The 20,474-nt window shown below is 60.5% G+C and carries 18 protein-coding genes and 1 other RNA gene; 4 read left to right on the top strand and 15 right to left on the bottom strand.

Annotated elements, in window-relative coordinates; all coding sequences use genetic code 11:
* Positions 1–153: 153 nt before the first annotated feature.
* The 3 genes from BUE15_RS08105 to BUE15_RS08095 form a co-directional block, all read right to left on the bottom strand.
* Positions 154–1,809: an amidohydrolase gene (locus BUE15_RS08105; protein ID WP_073282965.1), complete on the bottom strand. Its 1,656-nt coding sequence runs from the start codon at positions 1,807–1,809 to the stop codon at positions 154–156.
* 77 nt (positions 1,810–1,886) lie between these two features.
* On the bottom strand, positions 1,887–2,318 hold the full coding sequence (locus tag BUE15_RS08100) for a hypothetical protein (RefSeq protein WP_073282962.1): 432 nt from the start codon (positions 2,316–2,318) through the stop codon (positions 1,887–1,889).
* Between the two features lie 166 nt (positions 2,319–2,484).
* Positions 2,485–3,258, bottom strand: coding sequence for an AMP nucleosidase (locus tag BUE15_RS08095; RefSeq protein WP_073282960.1), 774 nt, complete (start codon positions 3,256–3,258; stop codon positions 2,485–2,487).
* A 195-nt stretch (positions 3,259–3,453) separates the two neighbouring features.
* Here BUE15_RS08095 and BUE15_RS08090 point away from each other — a divergent pair, with 195 nt between their 5' ends.
* Positions 3,454–3,912, top strand: a complete 459-nt coding sequence (locus tag BUE15_RS08090) for a type I restriction enzyme HsdR N-terminal domain-containing protein (RefSeq protein ID WP_073282957.1) — start codon at positions 3,454–3,456, stop codon at positions 3,910–3,912.
* A gap of 24 nt (positions 3,913–3,936) precedes the next feature.
* Here the strand turns inward: BUE15_RS08090 and BUE15_RS08085 are convergent, their stop codons facing one another.
* From BUE15_RS08085 to BUE15_RS08070, 4 genes are all read right to left on the bottom strand, one after another.
* Positions 3,937–5,844, bottom strand: coding sequence for an LTA synthase family protein (locus tag BUE15_RS08085; RefSeq protein WP_139252182.1), 1,908 nt, complete (start codon positions 5,842–5,844; stop codon positions 3,937–3,939).
* Positions 5,845–5,853: 9 nt separating this feature from the next.
* Positions 5,854–6,453 (bottom strand): SMI1/KNR4 family protein, encoded by a 600-nt coding sequence (locus BUE15_RS08080; protein WP_139252181.1) that lies wholly within the window; start codon positions 6,451–6,453, stop codon positions 5,854–5,856.
* Positions 6,454–6,619: 166 nt separating this feature from the next.
* On the bottom strand, positions 6,620–7,747 hold the full coding sequence (ald, locus tag BUE15_RS08075) for an alanine dehydrogenase (protein ID WP_073282949.1): 1,128 nt from the start codon (positions 7,745–7,747) through the stop codon (positions 6,620–6,622).
* Positions 7,748–7,967: 220 nt separating this feature from the next.
* Entirely contained in the window at positions 7,968–8,741 is a 774-nt protein-coding gene (locus BUE15_RS08070; protein ID WP_073282946.1) for a DUF1573 domain-containing protein, read from the bottom strand.
* 265 nt (positions 8,742–9,006) lie between these two features.
* Between BUE15_RS08070 and BUE15_RS08065 the strand changes: the two genes are divergently transcribed.
* Entirely contained in the window at positions 9,007–11,427 is a 2,421-nt protein-coding gene (locus tag BUE15_RS08065; RefSeq protein WP_073282943.1) for an alpha-ketoacid dehydrogenase subunit alpha/beta, read from the top strand.
* A gap of 79 nt (positions 11,428–11,506) precedes the next feature.
* On the opposite strand, the gene BUE15_RS08060 is transcribed toward BUE15_RS08065, so the two are convergent.
* Entirely contained in the window at positions 11,507–12,085 is a 579-nt protein-coding gene (locus BUE15_RS08060) for a hypothetical protein (protein WP_139252180.1), read from the bottom strand.
* Positions 12,086–12,202: 117 nt separating this feature from the next.
* On the opposite strand from BUE15_RS08060, the gene BUE15_RS08055 reads away from it, so the two are divergent.
* Entirely contained in the window at positions 12,203–13,201 is a 999-nt protein-coding gene (locus BUE15_RS08055; protein WP_073282937.1) for a long-chain-fatty-acid--protein ligase, read from the top strand.
* A gap of 143 nt (positions 13,202–13,344) precedes the next feature.
* On the opposite strand, the gene BUE15_RS08050 is transcribed toward BUE15_RS08055, so the two are convergent.
* The 6 genes from BUE15_RS08050 to aroQ all read right to left on the bottom strand — a co-directional run bounded on the left by BUE15_RS08050 (position 13,345) and on the right by aroQ (position 18,894).
* Positions 13,345–14,502 carry a sigma-54-dependent transcriptional regulator gene (locus BUE15_RS08050; protein WP_073282934.1) on the bottom strand — a complete coding sequence of 386 codons (1,158 nt, stop codon included), beginning with the start codon at positions 14,500–14,502 and terminating at the stop codon, positions 13,345–13,347.
* 374 nt (positions 14,503–14,876) lie between these two features.
* Positions 14,877–15,274, bottom strand: an RNA gene (rnpB, locus tag BUE15_RS08045) — RNase P RNA component class A.
* A 579-nt stretch (positions 15,275–15,853) separates the two neighbouring features.
* The gene (gene rnhA, locus BUE15_RS08040) at positions 15,854–16,321 is read right to left on the bottom strand and encodes a ribonuclease HI (protein WP_073282932.1); all 468 of its coding nucleotides are present in this window, start codon (positions 16,319–16,321) and stop codon (positions 15,854–15,856) included.
* Between the two features lie 94 nt (positions 16,322–16,415).
* Positions 16,416–16,976 (bottom strand): MarC family protein, encoded by a 561-nt coding sequence (locus tag BUE15_RS08035; protein ID WP_073282929.1) that lies wholly within the window; start codon positions 16,974–16,976, stop codon positions 16,416–16,418.
* Between the two features lie 106 nt (positions 16,977–17,082).
* Positions 17,083–18,147, bottom strand: coding sequence for an aminotransferase class V-fold PLP-dependent enzyme (locus tag BUE15_RS08030; protein ID WP_073282926.1), 1,065 nt, complete (start codon positions 18,145–18,147; stop codon positions 17,083–17,085).
* Between the two features lie 300 nt (positions 18,148–18,447).
* Entirely contained in the window at positions 18,448–18,894 is a 447-nt protein-coding gene (aroQ, locus tag BUE15_RS08025) for a type II 3-dehydroquinate dehydratase (protein WP_073282923.1), read from the bottom strand.
* A 169-nt stretch (positions 18,895–19,063) separates the two neighbouring features.
* On the opposite strand from aroQ, the gene xerD reads away from it, so the two are divergent.
* Positions 19,064–19,966: a site-specific tyrosine recombinase XerD gene (gene xerD, locus BUE15_RS08020; protein WP_073282920.1), complete on the top strand. Its 903-nt coding sequence runs from the start codon at positions 19,064–19,066 to the stop codon at positions 19,964–19,966.
* Here xerD and BUE15_RS08015 read toward each other — a convergent pair.
* Positions 19,963–20,394 carry a hypothetical protein gene (locus tag BUE15_RS08015; RefSeq protein ID WP_073282917.1) on the bottom strand — a complete coding sequence of 144 codons (432 nt, stop codon included), beginning with the start codon at positions 20,392–20,394 and terminating at the stop codon, positions 19,963–19,965. The two genes, xerD and BUE15_RS08015, sit on opposite strands and share 4 nt — an antisense overlap.
* Positions 20,395–20,474: the final 80 nt, after the last annotated feature.

Genomic DNA, 20,474 nt, shown 5'->3' with positions numbered 1-20,474 from the left:
TGTGGTGACGGGTAGAAATTATCTGTCCTCCTGAGCGCAGTGAAGGACCTGATTACGCTGAAACGAACCGTGAGTACGATGGTCGTTCTAGCATAATCAGGTCCTTCATTGCATTCGGGAAGTCAGCCTTGGGTAGCGGTTATATGGGTAGGGCTATTTGCCGCCGAACACCTTCTCGCCGGCAATCCAGGTTTGCTGCACTTTCGCGCCGCGCAGCTGCTCTTTGGGCGCTTCCAGCAGGTCGGTGTTCAGCATCACAAAGTCGGCGGCCATGCCGGGCCGGATGCTGCCTTTCTGCTTTTCCTGAAAGGCGGCGTGGGCAGCCCAGGTGGTCATGCCGCGCAGCGCATCGGGGCGGCTCAGCACGTTCTCCATCTGGAAGCCGCCTTCAGGGTAGTTCTTGGCATCCTGCCGGGCCACCGCCGAGTGGAAGCCAAACAGCGGGTTGATGTCCTCCACCGGGAAATCGGAGCCGATAGCCACCTGGCCGTACTGCTTGCGCAGCTCTTCGTAGGCGTAGGCCGTTTTCAGGCGTTGCGCCCCCAGCCGCTCGCCGGCCCAGTACATATCGGAAGTGGCGTGCGTGGGCTGCACCGACGGCACAATGCCAAACTGCCCGAACTTGGGCATGTCGGCGGGCGTGATAACCTGGGCGTGCTCGATGCGCCAGCGCCGGTCTTTCTGGCCTTTCAGGGCCTCGCCGTAGATGTTGAGGATGATACGGTTGGCCGAGTCGCCGATGGCATGGGTGTTCATCTGGAACTTGCTGGCCGCAATTTCCTGGGCCAGGGCGCGGTATTCCTTTTCGGTGGAGAGCAGGAAGCCGGTTTCCTTGGGCCGGTCGGCGTAGGGCTCTACCAGGCAGGCCCCACGGGAGCCCAGGGCCCCATCAGCATACACCTTGAAGGAACTCACTGTGAGCCGCTCGTCGAGTATTGGGCCGTTTTTGAAGTAGAAGTTTTTGTTGGCCGCCGTGGGGTTGAGCATGGCGTAGAGGCGCAGCTTCAGCTTGCCCTGCTGCTGCAACGCTGCCAGCTGGTCGATGTTGGCTTTGTCTAGGCCGGCGTCGGCGAGGCTGGTGAGGCCCACCGCCAGGCACAGCTGCTGGGCTTCGAGCAACAGCGCAGTGGCTTCGGCGGGCGTGGGGTCAGGGATTTTGGCGGAAACCAGGTCCACGGCATTGTCAACCAGCAACCCCGTGAGCTTGCCGGACGCGTCTTTCGTGATGGTGCCGCCGCTGATGGGCGTCCGGGCCGTGACGCCGGCCAAATCCAGCGCCTTCTGGTTCACGAGGGCCGCGTGCCCGTCTACCCGGATAATGAACACCGGCGTGTTCGGAAACAGCGCATCGAGGGTGTCTTTGGTCGGAAACTGCTTGTTGGGCCAGTCGTTCTGGTCCCAGCCACGGCCCGTCAGCCAGGCTGCCTGCGGGTACTGCTGGCGTTGCTGCTGCAGCTTCTGCACTACTTCCTTCCAGGAGCCGGTGCCGGTAAGGTCGGCGGCGCGCAACCCTAGCGCATAGCGGTAGAAGTGGCAGTGCGCATCATAAAAGCCCGGATAGATGAACTGGCCTTGTGCGTCTACTTCCTGCGCGGCCTGAAACCGGCCCCGAATGTCATCGGCGGAACCTACGCCCACAAACTTGCCGTCTTTCACGGCAAACGCCTGTGCCTTGCTGAACGCAGAATCGACGGTATATACGGTGGCGTTATATACCACCAGGTCGGCGGTCTGGCGGGAAGTGCTTTGGCAGCAGGTAAGCAGGGCCGGCAGCAACAGCAGGGCCAGGGAGCGGAAAGGTTGAAGCATGCCGCGAAAGTAGCGCAAAAGTGAGGATCAGCGCTGCGCCGCAACCAGAACCCCGTGCCGCACTGGCTCACCGGCGCTTACCGCTCCACCGAATCGTGCTGATGGCAGTGCTCCAGCCAGACTAGGGCAGCCGGCTCGTCGGTGAAGCGCTGAAAAGCATAGGGCAGGCCATCCGGGGCCGAGTCGATGTCGGCGCCGTTGCCGGCTAAAACACCGGCCAGATGGTGCGGCGACATCAGGAAGGCCATGTAGGTAGTGTGGCCCATGCGCGGCTGCAGCTTCGGGAAGAACTCCTCGGTTATCCAGAACACGTCTGAGGCGTCCACCCCGGTCCGGCGTCGGATATCGAGCAGCCAGAAACGGCAGTTGGTAGCGGCGGCCACATCGAGGATGGCGGAATAGCCCTGCTGCAGCTCAAACGGCATTACGCCCCGCTTCCAGCGGCCAGAAAGCAGGTGCTGGGTTTCATCGTACGTGACATCCAGATACGCAGTAGCAAAGGAAGTCATAGAGGCGGGTTGTATGAGCGGGTAGAGCTATAAGGCATAAGTAGAAGCAAGATACGGGAAGCACAACGTGCTGCACAACAAAAAATCCTCAGCGCCAACCAGGCACTGAGGATTTTTTTCATTCTGTACAGAGCGGTGCCGCAAACAGCGGCACCAGCCGCCGCGGCTACTCGAAGCGCATGTGCTTCACCGATTCGCCGGAGTTTTTCAGCTCCATCAGCGAGTCGATACCAATCTGCAGGTGCGTGTTCACGAAGTCGGTAGTTACCTTCTTGTCGCTCTCCGACGTTTTCACGCCTTCCGGCGTCATGGGGTTGTCGCTCACCAGCAGCAGCGCGCCGTGCGGAATTTCATTCACGAAGCCTACCGTGAAAATGGTGGCCGTTTCCATATCCACGGCCATGGCTCGGATCTGGCGCAGATACTCCTTGAAATTCTCGTCGTGCTCCCACACGCGGCGGTTGGTGGTGTACACCGTGCCGGTCCAGTAGTCCTTCTCGTGCTTCTTGATCATGCTGCTCACGGCCCGCTGCAGGCGGAAAGAGGGCAGGGCCGGAATTTCGGCCGGCAGGTAGTCGTCGGAAGTACCCTCGCCCCGGATAGCGGCGATGGGCAGGATCAGGTCGCCGAGCTTCGTCTTGTTTTTCAGGCCGCCGCACTTGCCCAGAAACAGTGCTGCTTTGGGCTTCACGGCCGACAGCAGGTCCATGACGGTAGCCGCCATCGGGGAGCCCATGCCAAAGTTGATGATGGTGATGCCGTTGGCCGTGGCCGTCTGCATCGGTTTATCGAGACCCTGAACGGCAACGCCGAACTGCTCGGCAAACATGTGCACGTAGTTGATAAAGTTGGTCAGCAGGATATACTGGCCAAATTCCTTCAAGGGTACGCCGGTGTAGCGGGGCAGCCAGTTCTCAACGATGTCGGCTTTGGATTTCATAGGCAGGTAGTGAGTGGATGATTAGTAAGTGAAGAAAGACAGACGGGCGGCAGCGAAAATGGTTGGGAACCTGATTTTCTTTGCTGTCAGCGGCTCTTTCGGGTACGAAAAAACCGTCAGACCCTTGCCAAGAGGATGTGACGGTACGGAGGGAAAAGCGGGAACCGGAGTTCGGGGGCCGTACCTTTGGAGGTGATGCAAGAGCTGAACCTGCCGCCTTTCGAATACAAAGTTACACAATCCGGCGAAAATCTGTTGATCTGGGATATTCTGCGCCGCAAGCACGTGGTGCTAACCCCCGAAGAATGGGTGCGCCAGCACGTGGTGCACTACCTGATACAGCACCGGGGCTACCCCAAAGGCCTGCTGAGCCTGGAGCAGGGCCACCGCTACAACCAGCGCCAGAAGCGCACCGACCTCGTAGCCCTCGGCCCGGATGGCCAGCCGCTGCTGCTGGTAGAATGCAAGCGCCCCACCGTGCCGATAACGGCGGCCGTGGCTATGCAGGCAGCCACCTACAACCAGACCATCGGGGCGCCGCTGCTGCTGCTCACGAATGGCGTGAGCCACTTCTGCTGGCGGGTGAATTTTGCGGAGCGCACCAATGAGCGGCTGGCGGAAGTGCCCCTGTATGAGACGCTGACTCAGCCGTAAGGGCCCGCGCCCCGTGCCCAGCTTTTACCGGTATAGGGAGTTGTCGGCGAGGCCGTTGGCAAACAGCTGTACGCAGGCTTTCAGCTCGTCGCCATACTGCCGCACCTTTGCCGGGTCGGGGTTGGCCAGGGGCTGAGCGGGTAGCAGGTGGGTCTGGTAGGGGTAGAGGCGGATGCGGTTGTCGGTGGTCAGCTCCGTCACGAAGTCGTGGTGCACAAGCCAGTAGGAGCCGCCGCTCAGAAACAGCGCGCGGCCCTGGCCGGCCGTATCAAACACCGAGTAGCCGAATGGCAGCAGCTGCTGGCGGCTGGCCCCCAGGCCCAGGTAGTCCAGCACGGTGGCGGGCACGTCGGCCTGCTGCGTGATGCGGTGTACGTTGGCGGGCGGCAATTGGCGGCCGGGGTGGAACAGCAGCAGCGGCGTTTTGTAGGAGCCCAGTGTATTCTGGTATTCCGGCCGCAGTGTTTGGGAGGTGTGGTCGGCCAGCAGAATAAAGAGCGTGTTCTGGTACCAGGGCTGCTGCGCGGCCGTCCGGAAAAACTGCCGCAGGGCGTAGTCGGTGTAGCGGATGGAGGCGTGAATGGGCAGGCCGCCGGGCGCGAAACGGTTTTTGTATCGCGGCGGCACCGGAAACGGCTCGTGCGAGGTGAGCGTGAAGACGGTGGAGAAAAACGGCTGCGGCTGCTTGGTCAGCTCCCGGGCAAAGTACTGCAGGTAGGGTTCGTCGAAAATGCCCCAGTGCCCGTCGAAGTCGGGGCTGCTGCTGCCGCCGGGGTATTCGCTCAGGCCGTAGTACTGCTGCACGCCTACCATGCCCGCAAACATATTGAAGCCCATGGTGCCGTTCTGGGCCCCATGAAACACCGAGGTGCGGTAGCCCTGCCGGTTCAGCAGCTCGCCTAAGCCGTGCAGCTCGTTGGTCTGGAACCGGGAGGTGATAAACGAGCTTTCCATCAGGCCCGGCAGGCCTGCCAGCACGGCCGGCAGCGCCTCAATGGAGCGGCGCCCGTTGGCATAATGCTCCCGAAAAAACAGCCCCTTGGTCGCCAGCGAGTCGAAAAACGGCGTGTAGCCCTGGCCGCCATTTTCGATACCGTTGTACTCCGAGGCGAAGCTTTCTACCAGCAGAATCACCACGTTGTCGGGTGGGTGGGTAGTGGTGGGGCGCGGCGCCGGGTAGTGCGCGGCCAGCACCGGCCACAGCGCCTCCCGCGACGCAAAATAGGTGCGCCGGTCGGCCGGCTGGGAGCCCAGGCTTTTCAGAAACGTGAAGGTGCTGTTCAGGGCAACGTGGCCGAGGGAAGGCGGCGTCTGCACGAAGGCCACGCCGGTGCGCAGCGGCTTCAGCTGCCAGCCGCCCCGAATGCCCAGCACCGTAAGGCCGGCCACCAGCACCAGCTCCACGCCAAACCTCAGCCAGCGGCGCGGCGCCGGCCGCTGCCGGGCCACGGCGTGCGTCGGCGGCATCGGGTAGAAATACCACGTGAGGGCAAACAGCAGCAGAAACGGCGGCACCAGAAACCAGTAGTGCCACACCAGCTGCCCAGCCTGCCGCTCAATGTCGCCGGTGATGGTGAACAGCTCATCGGAAGTGCGCCGCCCGATAAACTTGAAATACTGCGTGTCCACGATGTTGAGCATATAGCCCGTGGCGTTGAGCACGAGGTACACGCCACGCACCAGCTTCTGCCAGCCCCGGCTGTAGCTGGGCACAAACGAGAGCAGCAGAAACGGAATGTTCAGCAGCAGCAGCCCCGCAATATCAAAGCGGAAGCCGTGCCAGAAGGCGAGCAGCACCTGCCCGGTAGAGGCTTCCTGAAACACGGCCCGGTTGGCCCAGTAGAACCCCAGGCGCAGCAGCGCATAGGCCCCCAGCAGCAGGGCAAACCGGCGCAGCAGCAACTGTACGGTAAGGGACGGAATGGCGCGCACGCAGCGGAATTATTCGGTGGTGAAGCGGATAGACTGCCCGTCGGGCAGATCCTTGATCTGGCGGTAGAAGCTGGCCAGCCACGCCAGCCGCTCGGCCGCGCTTACTGCCTTGATGCTGGGTTGTTGCTGGCCGTCGGTGGCCATGCAGAACGGCGGGTACACGCTCAGCAGCTGGCCCGGTTGCAGCACCCCGCCACTTTGCTGAAAGGCCCGCAGCGGCTCCATGCTCAGCGCATCTACCGGAAACTTCTCGGCTCCGAACAGGAAGTGCTTGAAGTCTACCTCCAGATCAGCCAGCTCGCCGGTTTCAGTATCGAGCCACAGCACCGCGTCGCCGCGCAGCAGAAACTGGTTGCCGGCGCAGTCCTGCCCAAACGGAATATCGGTTTCCAGCACCGTGTCGTAGCTGCGCCAGAACGCCGATTCGCCCTGCCAGGCCTCAGCCAGCGAGTGCCAGGCAGGCTCAGCCACGCAGCCCCGGATGTGCAGCCCGCCGAAATAAGCCACCACACCGTTTTGCTCGCGCAGAAATGCCTGCAGGTAGGCGGGCAGGCGCGCGAAGCTTACGAGGTCCGTCAATTCGCCGCCCGTATATAAAATGCCTTTCATCGAAGAATTATCTGAGTGGAAAGCAGCCCGGCAAAAGTAGCCGCCGGCCTGTTCCGGAGTAAGTGCCGGCAGTGAAAAGGCGGCCAGCAAAAGAAAAATTGAGCGTTCCGGCAGCCAAAGACCACCCGAACGCTCAATTCATACTTATCTGATAGTCAACTGCTACTTACGCAACAGCAGCTTCCATCACCGATTCTACGGATTCCAGCGGCAGGCCGAAGGCGTCGGCTACGCCTTTATACACCACTTTGCCGTGCACCACGTTCAGGCCGAGGCGCAGGGCCTCGTCGCGGCGGCAGGCTTCCTGCCAGCCCAGGTTGGCCAGCTTCACGGCGTAGGGCAGCGTGGCGTTGGTCAGGGCCAGGGTAGAAGTGTAAGGCACCGCGCCCGGCATGTTGGCCACGCAGTAGTGCACAATGTCGTCGATGATGAAGGTCGGGTCTTCGTGGGTAGTGGGGCGGCAGGTTTCGATGCAGCCACCCTGGTCCACGGCCACGTCCACGAGCACCGTACCGGGGCGCATGGTTTTCAGCATGTCGCGCGTGATGAGGTGCGGCGCTTTGGCACCCGGAATCAGCACGGCCCCGATGATGAGGTCGGCGGTTTTGATGGCTTCGCGGATGTTGTACTCGTTGGAATACTGCGTCACCACGTTTTTGGGCATGAAGTCGTCCAGCTCGCGCAGACGGTTCAGGCTGATGTCCATCACGGTAACCTTGGCGCCCAGGCCGGCAGCAATTTTAGCGGCCTGCGTGCCCACGATACCGGCACCCAGCACCAGCACTTCGGCAGGTTTCACGCCGGGTACGCCACCGAGCAGAATGCCACGGCCTTTCAGGGGTTTTTCTAAGTACTTGGCACCTTCCTGCGGGGCCATGCGGCCGGCCACTTCGCTCATCGGAATGAGCAGGGGCAGGGCCCGGTTCGGCAGCTCCACAGTTTCGTAGGCCAGGCACACGGCTTTGCGCTCAATCATAGCGTGGGTCAGCTCCTCGCCCGAAGCAAAGTGGAAGTACGTGAACAGCAGCTGGTTTTCTTTGATGAGCGGGTACTCCGAGGCAATCGGCTCCTTCACCTTTACAATCATTTCCGCCTTGCCGTACACGTCGGCAATAGTCGGCAGAACAGTTGCGCCAGCCTGCTCATACTCAGCATCGGAGAAGCCGCTGCCGTTGCCGGCCGTGGCCTGCACGTACACCTCGTGGCCATGCTTGCGGAATTCAGCTACACCGGCGGGCGTCAGACCTACACGGTTTTCGTTGTTCTTGATTTCTTTCGGTACGCCGATGATCATGGCAGAGCGGAATGGTAATGGGTGGAATAAGAGGCTGCAAAGATAGGGCTTCGCCGCCGAATGGCCGGCACTCTATCTGTGCAGGCCCCGGTATAAAAATGTGTCATCCGGAGCAGCACGAAGGACCTCATGCAACCGAACGATTAGCCAGGTTCTGACTCGTTCGGCCGGCATAAGGTCCTTTGCGCTGCTCCGGATGACAATGGCTTTAAGCAGCGGCTTACTTGAACGGCACCACGGCGCCGCTTTCCTTCAGGATGCTAGAGCCGTTCAGGTCGCGCACGATGTTGGCCTTCAGCGTGAGTTTCACGTCGCCGTTCAGGTCGTTGGAGCTCAGCGTTGCCACATCCGTCATCTGCCCGATCTGGCGCTGGGCGTACAGGATTTCCACCACGGCGCTCTTACCCGGCTGAATGGTAGGCGGCACCGACTTGTAGCCGATGCAGTTGCAGCCCGACGTGAGCATGCCCAGCTCCAGCGGCTGCTTACCGGTGTTCTTCACCGTGAACTTGGCCGTCACCTGCTGGCCGGCTTCCATTTTGCCGAAGTCGTGGGTGGTGCGGTCCAGCACCAGGCGCGGCGACTGGCCCAGCTGCGTCGGCGTGAGCGTCGCCTTGGCTTCCGCCTTCGATACTACGTCACCCTTCACGGTAAGCACCGCGCTGGGCGTACTGGCGTTGCTGGTCACGGTCACGGTTTTGTTGAAGACGCCCGGCCGGCCGGCGCTGCTGTACATAGCCTTGATGATGCCCGATTTGCCCGGCAGTACCGGGGTTTTGGTCCAGTCGGGGGTGGTGCAGCCGCACGAAGCCTGCACGTTGGCAATGATGATGGGCTGGTTGCCGGTGTTCTTGAACCGGAACTCGTACGTCGCCATGGTGCCTTCCGGCACCTTCCCGAAATCGTGCGTGTCTTTTTCGAAGGAGATGACGCCTTGCGCGCGGCTGCTGAACGCCAGCACAACAAAGAGCAGGAGGGAGGCAAGGTGTTTCATAACAAAGCGGAAATCAGGGTGGTGAAAACGTGAGCAAACGGCGCCGGCCGCCCAGGCTGCTAAAGCAGCGCAAAACCGGCCCGGCACAGCAAAACGCGGGCTTCCGACGCTCTGCCTGCCAAAGATATACAAAATCGGTCCGGCTGCGTAAGCACCGGGGCAACGCATGCTCCCGGCCAAATCCGTACTTTTGGGCACCTGTTCACTACAGGCCCGTTTTTCCGCTCCCGTTTATCAGGCATCAACATCTCCCCCCATCCGTTTTATGCCCACTGCTGAATCTGCTGATCTGATGGCTACTGCCACTACCCTAAGTAAAGAAGAACTGCTCCAGGACTACCGCTTGGGCTGGGAAAGCCGGCACGCCTCGTTGGCTGGCCGCAAAGAAGTGTTCATGGGCAAGGCCAAGTTCGGCATCTTCGGCGACGGCAAAGAGCTGCCCCAGCTGGCTATGGCCCGCGCCTTCCAGCCCGGCGACTGGCGCTCCGGCTACTACCGCGACCAGACGTTTATGGTGGCCGCCGGCGAGCTGACCTGGCAGCAATACTTTGCGCAGCTTTACGCACACCCCGATGCCGAAGCCGAGCCCGCCACCGCCGGCCGCGCCATGAACGGCCACTTCGCTACCCGCATCCTGGATGAGGATGGCAGCTTCAAGAATCTGGCGCAGAGCAAAAACTCTTCTGCTGATATTTCGCCCACCGCCGGCCAGATGCCGCGCCTCGTGGGCCTGGCCTACGCCTCCAAGCTCTACCGCCAAAACCCTGAGCTGCACCAGTTCGACCAGTTTTCGGTGAACGGCAACGAGGTGGCCTTTGGCACCATCGGCAACGCCAGCACCTCCGAGGGCATGTTCTTCGAGGCCCTGAATGCGGCCGGCGTGCTCCAGATTCCGATGCTGATGAGCGTATGGGACGACCACTACGGCATTTCGGTGCCCGCCGAGTACCAGACCACCAAGCAAAGCATTTCCGCCATTCTGGCCGGCTTGCAGCGCGACGGTGAAGGCGAGCAGGGCTTCGAGATTTTCGTGGTGAAAGGCTGGGACTATGCGGCCCTCATCGACACGTACCAGCGCGCGGCCGAGCTGTGCCGCACCCAGCACGTGCCGGTGCTGATTCACGTGACCGAGGTAACGCAGCCGCAGGGCCACAGCACCAGCGGCTCTCATGAGCGGTACAAGTCCAAGGACCGGCTGTCGTGGGAAGAAGAGCACGACTGCCTGCGCAAGATGCGCGGGTGGCTGCTGGCCGAGGGCCACGCCTCCGAAGACGAGCTGGCCCAGATTGAAAACGAAGCCCGCGAAACCGTAAAAGTGGCCCGCACTGCCGCCTGGGGCGAGTTCTTCAGCCCCATCAAGCAGGAGCGCGACGAAGTGGTAGTGCTGCTCAACAAGCTGGTGGCCGAAACCGGCTCCGAAAACAGCCTGCACGAGCTGGTAGAGCACCTGGAGCATAACCCCACGCCCATCCGCGCCGACCTGGTGCGCACCACCCGCCGCGCCCTGCGCCAGGTGCGCAGCCAGCGCAGTGCCGCCCGCCGCGAGCTGCAGAACTGGCTGGAGCAGGCGCTGGCCGAAAACGCCGACCGCTACAACTCCTACCTCTTCAGCCAGAGCGAGGAAGCCATTGGCAATATCGAGGAAGTGAAGCCTGTATTCGCCACAGACGCGCCGCAGGTAGATGGCCGCGAGGTGCTGCAGGCCTGCTTCGATGCCAACTTCCAGCGCGACCCGCGCATCTTCGCCATCGGGGAAGATGTGGGCCGTATCGGCGACGTAAACCAGGCCTTTGCCGGCCTGCAGGACAAGTTCGGGGAGCTGCGCGTGACGGATACCGGCATCCGCGAGTGTACCATCGTGGGGCAGGGCATCGGGGCCGCGCTGCGCGGTCTGCGTCCTATCACCGAAATCCAGTACCTCGACTACCTGCTCTACGCCATTCAGATTCTGAGTGACGACGTGGCTTGCCTGCAGTACCGCACCAAAGGCGGCCAGAAAGCGCCGCTGATAGTGCGCACCCGCGGCCACCGCCTCGAAGGCATCTGGCACTCCGGCTCGCCCATCCAGATGATTCTGGGCGCCATCCGCGGCATGCACCTGTGCGTGCCGCGCGACATGACCCAGGCCGCCGGCTTCTACAACACGCTGCTGCGCTCCGACGAACCGGCCATTGTGATTGAGTGCCTCAACGGCTACCGCCTCAAAGAGCGGATTCCCAGCAACGTAGGCGAGTTTACGCTACCTCTGGGCATGCCCGAAGTGCTGCGCGAAGGCTCCGACGTGACGGTAGTAACCTACGGCTCTATGTGCCGCATCGTGCTGGACGCCGCCAAACAGCTGGCCGAAGTGGGCATTTCGGTGGAAGTGCTGGACGTGCAGACGCTGCTGCCCTTCGACTTGGAGCACGTCATCACGGACAGCATCCGCAAAACCAACCGGGTTATCTTCGCCGATGAGGACGTGCCGGGCGGCGCTACGGCCTACATGCTGCAGCAGGTGCTCGACAACCAGGATGCCTACCGCTACCTCGACTCGGCGCCGCGCTGCCTTGCCGCGCAGGCTCACCGCCCGCCCTATGGCTCCGACGGCGACTATTTCAGCAAGCCCAGCGCCGAAGACGTGTTCGACACAGTGTACACGCTGATGCAGGAAACCGACCCTCAGCAATTCCCGGCTATCTACTAGTCCTCTAACAGCAACGCCCCGCCGGCTGTGCTAGGCACGGCCGGCGGGGCGTTGCTGTTGGTAGCGGGCTACGGAAAGGCTAGCGGGGGGCCACTACGAAGCTGGAAGTCGTGACGGTATTGCTGGTGTTGAGGGCGCGGTCCTTGATGGTGATTTCAAACCGCACTTCCTGGCCCGGATAGAACGGCGAGCCCAACGCAAACCCCTGGCGCAGGCGCAAGTTACCCTGTAGGGGGGCCTTTTTCTCGCTGTTTGGCTCCAGGTGCGGATACTGGCCGTAGTAGTCTTCCGGCCGCAGTTCCAGCAGCTCCGGCGTTACGCGGTAGGGCTTGAACTCCGTTTCGCCCGGCGCTTTCACGAACAGGTTGAAGTAGTAGTTCCAGTGGTTGAGGTTGAGGCTGCCATCTGTGTTGAGCCGCTGATAGGGCGGGTTGTTGTATTCTTCCTCATTCAGACCCAGGTCGCCGTCTCCATCCTTAAAGCCGATTGTCACGACAACCGAATCAACGGCCGTGACGCCATTCACGATGTGCCGCTGCACACTCAGGTCCTTGAACTCGATGCTGGGCGTGTCGGGGAAGTCGGGCGGGCTGATGCAAGAGCCGATGGCCAGGCTGCCCACCCCAATAAGTAAGCCTGCGCGAAGAGTACGAAACATGGTCATAGGAAGCCGGAAACTACGATATAAAGCGCCAGTGCGACGGGCAAAAGGTACAACTTCTCAACGAAGCCGCCCGCCAATTGTTATTCTCTCTGCAAACCCCGCTCCGCTACAATGAGTTTCCGCGACGAACACCTCACGGCACTGCCCCACCTGACGGCCGCCACCGCGCCGGCGGCGGTCCTGCGCCTGTTCCGGCATCAGGCCCGGCATTGCCCGCCCTATGCTGCCTACCTGGCCGCCCTGGGCCGCGACCCGCAGCAGGTGCAGCAGCTGACCGATATTCCGTTTCTGCCCATCGAGTTCTTTAAAACCCACGATGTGCGCACCGAGCCCGGGAGCTGGGAGCCGCAGGAGCTGTTTCTGAGCAGCGGCACCACCCGGCAGCAGCGCAGCCACCACCGCCTCCGCGACCCGCAGCTGTACCGCCGCAACGCCGCCCGCATTTTCGAGCAGTACTACGGCCCTTTGCAGAACTGGACGTTTCTGGCGCTGCTGCCCTCATATCTGGAGCAGGGCCATTCGTCGCTGGTGGCGATGGTCGATTATTTCGCCCGGGAATCGGGGCAGGAGCAGCCGGCGTTTTTCCTGCACGACCATGCGGCGCTGCTACAGGCCCTGGCCGCTGCAAAGCAGGCCGGGCGGCGCGTGCTGCTGTTTGGCGTGAGCTATGCACTGCTGGACTTGGCGGCGGAATACGGCGCGGCGCCGGAGCTGCAAAATCTCACGGTGCTGGAAACCGGGGGCATGAAGGGCCGCCGCCGCGAAATGATTCGGGAGGAGCTGCACCAGGAGCTACAGCAGGCGTTCGGGCCGGCCGGCATCCACTCCGAGTACGGCATGACCGAGCTGCTCAGCCAGGCCTACAGCTTCGGCGACGGCCGCTTTCATGCCCCGCCCCAGTTGCGGGTGCTGCTCCGCGACCCCGCCGACCCGTTCGCCCTGAGCGAAACCCGCCCCGACGGCGCCATCAACGTCATCGATCTGGCCAATGTGGATTCCTGCGCTTTCATCGAAACCAAGGACCTGGCCCGCCTGCACCCCGATGGCTCCTTCGAAGTGCTCGGCCGGATGGACAACTCGGATATCCGCGGCTGCAATCAGATGGTGTAAATGCCTGTCCTTCTGAAGGCAACCTGTCATCCTGAACGCAGTGAAGGACCTTATCACGCCAGAACGGTTCTGTTCAACGTGGTAAGGTCCTTCGCGCTGCTCAGGATGACAGGCTCTTTCAGATAAGCCCCGGTTCCAAGCTGCTACTTCCCCGCAAACGCCTTGGCGTCTTCGGCTGAGATGGTGTCGTCGCTCATGATGACGAGGCGCTCTACCACGTTGCGCAGCTCGCGGATATTGCCGCGCCAGTCGAGGCCTTTCAAGTAGTCGAGGGCGGCGGCGTCAATCTTCTTGGGCTTGTTGCCGTAGTCGTTGGCAATGTCCTTGAGGAATTTCTCAATCAGCTCCGGAATATCGTCGCGCCGGTCGTTGAGGGCCGGCACCTGAATCAGGATGACGGAGAGGCGGTGGTAGAGGTCTTCGCGGAAGTTGCGGTCGGCAATTTCCTGCAGCAGGTTTTTGTTGGTGGCGGCCAGCACGCGTACGTTCACCGAAATTTCCTTCTCGCCGCCCACCCGCGTAATCTTGTTTTCCTGCAGGGCCCGCAGCACTTTGGCCTGGGCCGAAAGGCTCATGTCGCCGATTTCGTCGAGGAAGAGTGTGCCGCCATCGGCCTGCTCAAACTTGCCGATACGCTGCTTCACAGCCGACGTAAATGAGCCTTTCTCGTGGCCGAACAGCTCAGACTCAATCAGCTCGGAAGGAATGGCGGCGCAGTTCACTTCCACCATCGGGCCGTTGGCGCGGTTGCTGAGCTCGTGCAGCTGGCGGGCCACCATCTCCTTGCCGGCACCGTTGGGACCCGTGATGAGCACGCGCGCATCGGTGGGCGCTACCTTTTCAATGGCTTTGCGCACGGCACCCAGCGCCTCCGACGAGCCCACCATTTCGGAGCTCTTAGCCACCTTTTTTTTCAGCGTCTTGGTTTCGGCCACCAGCTTGGTGCGGTCCAGGGCGTTGCGCACCGTCACGAGGAGGCGGTTGAGGTCTGGGGGCTTCTGCAGAAAATCGTAGGCGCCCTTCTTGGTGGCATCCACGGCCATTTCCACGTTGCCGTGCGCCGATACCATGATAAAAGCCGCATCGGGGGCCAGCACGCTGGCCCGCTCCAGCACCTCAATGCCATCCATTTTGGGCATTTTGATGTCGCAGAGCACCACGTCGTACTTGTCGCGGATAAGCATGTCGAGGCCCGTGGGGCCGTCCTCGGCCTGATCTACCTGGTAGCTTTCGTACTCAAGAATCTCCTTCAGCGTGTTGCGGATGGCCTTTTCGTCGTCGATGATGAGAATGCGGGGCATAGACTCCAGTAAGGGAAATGGGAAAAGCCAAAGTAACGAAAACCGCCGCGCAAACGACATACCCTTCCCGCTAGCTCACGCATGCGCCCCGGTTTGGTAAAAACCATTGTTTTCAAGCAACCGGGCACGAAGGTTTAGCAAAACCATTGGTTTTTGAGCAGCCGGAATGCCAATGACCATGAAAACAATGGGTTGAGAGCTACCGGGGCATCCGGTAGCTCTCAACCCATTGTTTTCATCGAACCGGAACGTCCGGCTCAGTAAAAGCAAATGGTTCGCGGCCGTAGGCAACCTACTTCAATAAAAGAAGTGGTGTTTGAGCGGTGGGCCCAACGCAAACGGCCGCCGCACCCGAAGCTGCGGCGGCCGAAAGCCGGGGTGATGAGTCTGTAAGCCGGGTTTTGTACGCCACCCCGAAGGGTAGCGCCTCCACCATTTATCTAGGCCAGTCCTCGCGGAAAGGCTCCATCAACCTACCCGCTGGCGCCGGACGAGCCGCCCGGTGCGCCCTCACGGGGCGCGTGCCAGCTTATTTGGTCTTTCAACCCCTGAGGTTTACCCAGCCGGACTGGTTGCCCAGCCGCTGGTGCGCTCTTACCGCACCTTTTCACCCTTACCGGCTGCCCGAAGGCAACGTAGGCGGTATTTTCTGTGGCACTGGCTGTCCCGGGAAGCTCGCGCCGCCCGGTCCTTCCCGTTAGGAAGCAGGGTGCTCTGTGTTGCCCGGACTTTCCTCGTCGCCTTGAGGCGCCGCGGTGGAGCGACTCATCACTGCGGGCAAAGGTACTAGTTTGGTGGCAGAATTCTACGAAAACGCGGTTTTTGAAACAGCTTGTCAAGCTCTTTATCTCGAATAGTGAAATAGCTAAGCAGTGGGTCGCATTGATCTAAATAATTGGATTCAAGCATAAGTAAATACTTTTGCTTGAACCCAAGGTAAGACAGGTCATTGTATTTTGGATTTGTTTTCAATACAAGTGTGTCTCCTGTTTTGCCGCGCCATACCTTATTTAGTAAAAATGTATAACATGTAACAGGATAGCCCTTTATATAATCATCAAAAGGTGAATAATCGTGGCTAATAGCTGTCGACGATTTTATAAGTGTAGCAGTACATATTAACGATGCAGTTTTTGCTCGGCTCTTAATGTATTTCTTGTTTATGTGTATAGTTATGCACGATGCGTAAGCTGTGCCATGGAAGATGGAGAATATAGAAAACGCAAGAAGCCAGAGAAACTTTATCATATAGTATCAAAGTCGTTCTGCAATTTAATGTGTGTCTTAGCGCTCCAGTATTGCACTTGTTGACTAGGTAAAGGCCACTGCAAAAGCTACTCTAGCCTGTTCCCTAGCCCCGCCGCGCCTCTATCAATTCGTAGCCTTCATCTACCAGCAGCTTGGTGCCGGTGGCGCTGCGCACGGCCAGCTGGTCGCACCGCTCGTTTTCGGGGTGGCCGTTGTGGCCGCGCACCCACTTAAACGAAACCTTGCGCTGGCGGTACACTTTCAGGAAGCGGCGCCAGAGGTCTTCGTTGGCTTTCTTGCCGAAGTCGGCCTTCTTTTCCCAGCCAAACACCCACTTCTTCTCCACCGAATCTACTACGTACTTCGAGTCGGTGACGACGGTGATGGGCAGCTCGGGGCGGTTGATGGCTTCCAGGCCCACGATGATGGCCAGCAGCTCCATGCGGTTGTTGGTAGTGAGGCGGAAGCCTTCGGACAGCTCCTTTTCGTGGGGCCCAAAGCGCAGAATGGCGCCGTAGCCGCCGGGGCCGGGGTTGCCGCGCGAGGAGCCATCGGTGAACAGGTAAATCATAGGTTATTTGGGTCTTAGGGGCTTTGGGTCTTGGATTTCTCGTGCCAGTAGGAATTCTTACTATCCAAGACCCAAAGCTCCTAAGACCCCAACATCAGAAATTGCTTTTAAACAGCTTGATGGCAATAGCCAGCAGAATCACGCCGAACACGCGGCGCAGGATGTCTTCGCCGGCTTTGCCCAGCTTGCGCTCAATCCAGGCGGAGCTTTTGAGCACGCCGTACACGAACACCAGGTTCACGGCAATGCCCACCAGCACGTTGGGCAGCGAGTAGGCGGCCCGCAACGAGAGCAGCGTGGTCATGGTGCCGGCCCCCACGATGAGCGGAAACGCCAGCGGCACAATAGAGCCCGAAGCCGCCAGCGGGTTGTGCCGGAACAGTTCGATGCCCAGAATCATCTCCATGCCAATCAGGAAGATGATAATGGCCCCCGCCAGCGCAAACGACTGAAAATCGACGCCGAACAAACTCAGGATGCTCTGGCCCAGAAACAGGAACACGAACATCAGCACGCCGGCCACCAGCGTGGCTTTCTCGGAGTTGATTTTGCCCTCCCGCTGCCGGATCTGGATGATAATGGGGATGGAACCCAGAATATCAATTACGGCGAAGAGCGTGAGCGTAACGGAAAAGATTTCCTTGAGGCTAAACATAGGCAGTGAGTGAATGACTGAATGAGTGAACGACTGAATGAGTGAATGTCCCTTGAGAGGGCGGAATCTTCACTCATTCTCTCATTCACCTATTCACTCATTGGTTTCAGGCAAACTCTTTGGCAAAGAACTGCACCAGCTGCTCGAAAGCGGCGTCCGGAATGGCCGGGAAGTTGGCAATACGCAGGCTGCCGGCCTTCCAGTTGCCGTAGCCGTTGCCGAGCTGCAGGCCCTGCGCCAGGGCGCGGCGCTTCACTTCCTCGATGAGCGTGGGCGTGCCCTGCAGGCCGATGACGGTGGTGGAGCGGGTTTCGGGATTCGTGACGAGGGGCGTGAGCTGGGTGGCCTGCTCGAAGTAGTCGTAGAGCTTGGTGGCGCGGTCCTGCAGGTGCTGGTGCACCGCTTTGATGACCGGGCGGTCCTGCAGCACGCGGTAGAGCAGGTAGATATTGAGCACGTTGGGCGTGTGCGTAGTCTGCCAGTTCAGCATCTTCTCATATTGCGAGGCCAGCGAGTTGTAGTGGCTCCGCTCGTTGATTTCGCGCAGGCGTGCCACGGCCCGCGGCGACAGAATCATGAGCGACAAACCGGCCGGCAGCCCGAAGCATTTCTGCACCGAGGCATACCACACGTCGGCCTTGATGTACTTGAGCTGCACGCCGGCCATAGAGGAAGTGGCATCGACGGCCAGCAGCGCCGAGCCCAGACGGTTGTAGAGGTTGAGAATGAACCCGTCGCGCAGCTGGGTGGCGTTGCTGGTTTCGTTTTGGGTGATGCACACCAGGTCGGTTTCGTCGTCGGGCAGGGGCAGGGCGGCTACATCGGGCACCTCGTTGAGGCCGAACGGATAGCCTACCGAGGCCGGACGCAGGGCCTTGGCATACTCGTACCACTTCTCGCCAAACGCGCCGCTGTAGAGGTGGAAGCTCTTGCGCGGCGTCAGGCTCTGGGCCAGCACTTCCCAGCATTCGGTGGCCGAGCTCATGAAGAACACGGTATAGTCCTGCGGAACGTTGAGCTTGTTTTTCAGCTCCTGCACGGTCTGGCGCATCAGGCCCGTAAACCGCTCACCGCGGTGCGGCGCCGAGAGCCAGCCCTCATCGAAGGCATCCTGAAGGTATTGGCGCACCTGCGGGTACACCTGTGAAGGGCCGGGATTGAACGTATACATAAGTGTGAAGAGGCTAGGGGAGCTGCAAAGGTAGTGAGGTTATGAGGTGATGGGGGGAATGGTGATGAGGTGACAGGTAAATGGTAATGGGGTAAAAGCAGAATGTTATTCCGAGCATGTGGCGCCAAGCCAGGGTCCGAGAGATCTTGCGGGCTGACGTGCGCAACATGCGTGCGCAATGATGCTTGTTTACCACACCAGCGAGATTCCTCGGCTCCGCTGCGCTGCGCTCGGAATGACGTTCTTTTCACCTGTCACCTGTCACCTCATCACCTCATCACCTGTCACCTCATCACCAAATCATACCTTAAATCCAACGCGGCGGGGGCGCAGGCCTTCGAAATACTGCACGGCCAGCCGGTAGCTTTCCAGCTTGAAGCCGCTGATGCTGCCCACGCAGTGCTTGCCCAGCAGGCTGCGCTGCCGGAATTCTTCACGGGCGTGCAGGTTGCTCAGGTGCACTTCAATAACGGGCGTATTAATAGCTGCTACGGCATCGGCCAGAGCCACGCTGGTATGTGTGTAGCCGCCGGCATTCAGCACGATGCCGTGGTAGGTGTAGCCGATTTCGTGCAGCTTGTCGAGCAGCTCACCCTCGTGGTTGCTCTGGAAATACTCGATGGTGATGTCGGGGAAGGCGGCGCGCAGCTCAGGCAGGTAGTCGTCGAAGGAGCGGGTGCCGTAGATGCCCGGCTCACGCCGGCCCAGCAGGTTCAGGTTGGGGCCGTTGAGGATAAGAAGCTGCATGTAGCAATGAGTGAATGAGTGAATGAGTGAATGAGTGGATCAGCGGGTACCGCTCAATCCGTAGGTCTGCTTTGCCGGGCTTCAGTAAACTTGCACAAATATCAGCGGGGCAGTCTGCCAAACAAGCTTCTCACGTATCCACTCGCTCATTCACTCATTCACTCACCTTATGTCTACCTGGTCCGTTACGCTCCGGCAGTTCGAGGGCTATCTGCAGCTCGAAAAGTCACTTTCTGCCAACTCCGTGGAGGCCTATGTGCGCGATGCCGGCAAGCTGCGGCACTTCCTGGAGCTACGGCACCTGCCCAACTCGCCCAAAGAAGTGACGACGGAGCTGCTGCGCGAGTTTTTAGGCTACTTGGGCGAGTTAGGCCTGAGTGCCACCTCGCAGGCCCGGATTCTGTCGGGCATCAAGGCCTTCTTCAGCTTCATGATTATGGAGGACCTGCTCACGCTGGACCCCACCGATACGCTGGAAGCGCCCAAAACCGGCCGCAAACTACCCGACACGCTCAGCTATGAGGAGATTGTGCAACTGCTCGACGGCATCGACCTGAGCACGCCCGAGGGCACCCGCAACCGGGCCATGCTGGAGGTGCTGTACTCATCGGGGCTGCGCGTGAGCGAGCTGACGGACCTGCGCCTTTCCAACGTGTACGTGGATCAGGGCTTTGTGCGCGTGACTGGCAAGGGCAACAAGGAGCGGCTGGTGCCCATTGGGCGCGACGCGCTGAAGCATGTGGGCCTGTATCTGCAGGGTATCCGCTGCCACCTCGACATCAAGCCCGGCCACGAGGACTTTGTGTTTCTGAACAAGCGCGGCTCCAAACTATCGAGAGTGACGGTTTTCACCGTCATTAAGGCCGCCGCCGACAAAGCCGGAGTGCGCAAGAGCATCAGCCCGCACACGTTTCGCCACTCGTTTGCCACGCACCTGATAGAGGGCGGGGCCGACCTGCGGGCCGTGCAGGAAATGCTGGGCCACGAAAGCATCACGACCACCGAAATCTACACCCACCTCGACCGGGACTATCTGCGGCAGGTCATTACGGCGTTTCACCCGCGGAGCTAGGCCGTGCGGGAAAAGTGCTGCCGCTGGCAGCTGTGGAGCCATTCTTCGGCATCCTGCACCGACTCAAACAGCTGCAGCTCCGTGCCGGCCCGGCGAGTCCAGCTCACGTCCAGGTCGCCGACGTTGGCATTGGCGCCGGGCTGCATCACATGGGCTACGCAGGGCGGCGGGCAGGTATTGGTGCTCTCCCAGACGTAGCGCAGCCACGTCAGCGAGTCGAACCACGGATTGAGTACCTGGCTGTTGTCGTTCAGGAAAAACGGCGGAATGGGACTGCTGAGCAGGTCCAGGTGCGAAACTACGCTCTGCAGGGCTTGCTGCGGATTCACAAACCCCCGCCACGTAGCCCGGAGCCAGTGGTTGGAAGTGTCAAATTCTACACGGCAAAACGGCTGTTGCGCGGTGGAGAAGGCAGGAGAGTCGGACATATTCGCAATGCGGAGAAGAGTAGGAGGAAGCCTAATCGGGCATTGCAATAGGTGAAGGCGGACGTAACGGAGCGGCAGGG

The sequence above is a fragment of the Hymenobacter psychrotolerans DSM 18569 genome (genome assembly GCF_900142395.1).
GTDB lineage: Bacteria > Bacteroidota > Bacteroidia > Cytophagales > Hymenobacteraceae > Hymenobacter > Hymenobacter psychrotolerans.
The sequence above is the reverse complement of the archived record's forward strand: the minus strand, read 5'-3'. Positions and strand labels throughout refer to the sequence as shown.

What these genes read in the sequence shown, in the direction of transcription:
- BUE15_RS08070 (WP_073282946.1), bottom strand. Translation starts at nt 8,741, where the DNA reads ATGAAACACCTTGCCTCCCTCCTGCTCTTTGTTGTGCTGGCGTTCAGC.
- BUE15_RS08030 (WP_073282926.1), bottom strand. Translation starts at nt 18,147, where the DNA reads ATGTATACGTTCAATCCCGGCCCTTCACAGGTGTACCCGCAGGTGCGC.
- BUE15_RS08065 (WP_073282943.1), top strand. Translation starts at nt 9,007, where the DNA reads ATGCCCACTGCTGAATCTGCTGATCTGATGGCTACTGCCACTACCCTA.
- BUE15_RS08100 (WP_073282962.1), bottom strand. Translation starts at nt 2,318, where the DNA reads ATGACTTCCTTTGCTACTGCGTATCTGGATGTCACGTACGATGAAACC.
- BUE15_RS08080 (WP_139252181.1), bottom strand. Translation starts at nt 6,453, where the DNA reads ATGAAAGGCATTTTATATACGGGCGGCGAATTGACGGACCTCGTAAGC.
- BUE15_RS08060 (WP_139252180.1), bottom strand. Translation starts at nt 12,085, where the DNA reads ATGTTTCGTACTCTTCGCGCAGGCTTACTTATTGGGGTGGGCAGCCTG.
- xerD (WP_073282920.1), top strand. Translation starts at nt 19,064, where the DNA reads ATGTCTACCTGGTCCGTTACGCTCCGGCAGTTCGAGGGCTATCTGCAG.
- BUE15_RS08050 (WP_073282934.1), bottom strand. Translation starts at nt 14,502, where the DNA reads ATGCCCCGCATTCTCATCATCGACGACGAAAAGGCCATCCGCAACACG.
- BUE15_RS08105 (WP_073282965.1), bottom strand. Translation starts at nt 1,809, where the DNA reads ATGCTTCAACCTTTCCGCTCCCTGGCCCTGCTGTTGCTGCCGGCCCTG.
- rnhA (WP_073282932.1), bottom strand. Translation starts at nt 16,321, where the DNA reads ATGATTTACCTGTTCACCGATGGCTCCTCGCGCGGCAACCCCGGCCCC.
- BUE15_RS08095 (WP_073282960.1), bottom strand. Translation starts at nt 3,258, where the DNA reads ATGAAATCCAAAGCCGACATCGTTGAGAACTGGCTGCCCCGCTACACC.
- BUE15_RS08055 (WP_073282937.1), top strand. Translation starts at nt 12,203, where the DNA reads ATGAGTTTCCGCGACGAACACCTCACGGCACTGCCCCACCTGACGGCC.
- ald (WP_073282949.1), bottom strand. Translation starts at nt 7,747, where the DNA reads ATGATCATCGGCGTACCGAAAGAAATCAAGAACAACGAAAACCGTGTA.
- BUE15_RS08015 (WP_073282917.1), bottom strand. Translation starts at nt 20,394, where the DNA reads ATGTCCGACTCTCCTGCCTTCTCCACCGCGCAACAGCCGTTTTGCCGT.
- BUE15_RS08035 (WP_073282929.1), bottom strand. Translation starts at nt 16,976, where the DNA reads ATGTTTAGCCTCAAGGAAATCTTTTCCGTTACGCTCACGCTCTTCGCC.
- BUE15_RS08090 (WP_073282957.1), top strand. Translation starts at nt 3,454, where the DNA reads ATGCAAGAGCTGAACCTGCCGCCTTTCGAATACAAAGTTACACAATCC.
- aroQ (WP_073282923.1), bottom strand. Translation starts at nt 18,894, where the DNA reads ATGCAGCTTCTTATCCTCAACGGCCCCAACCTGAACCTGCTGGGCCGG.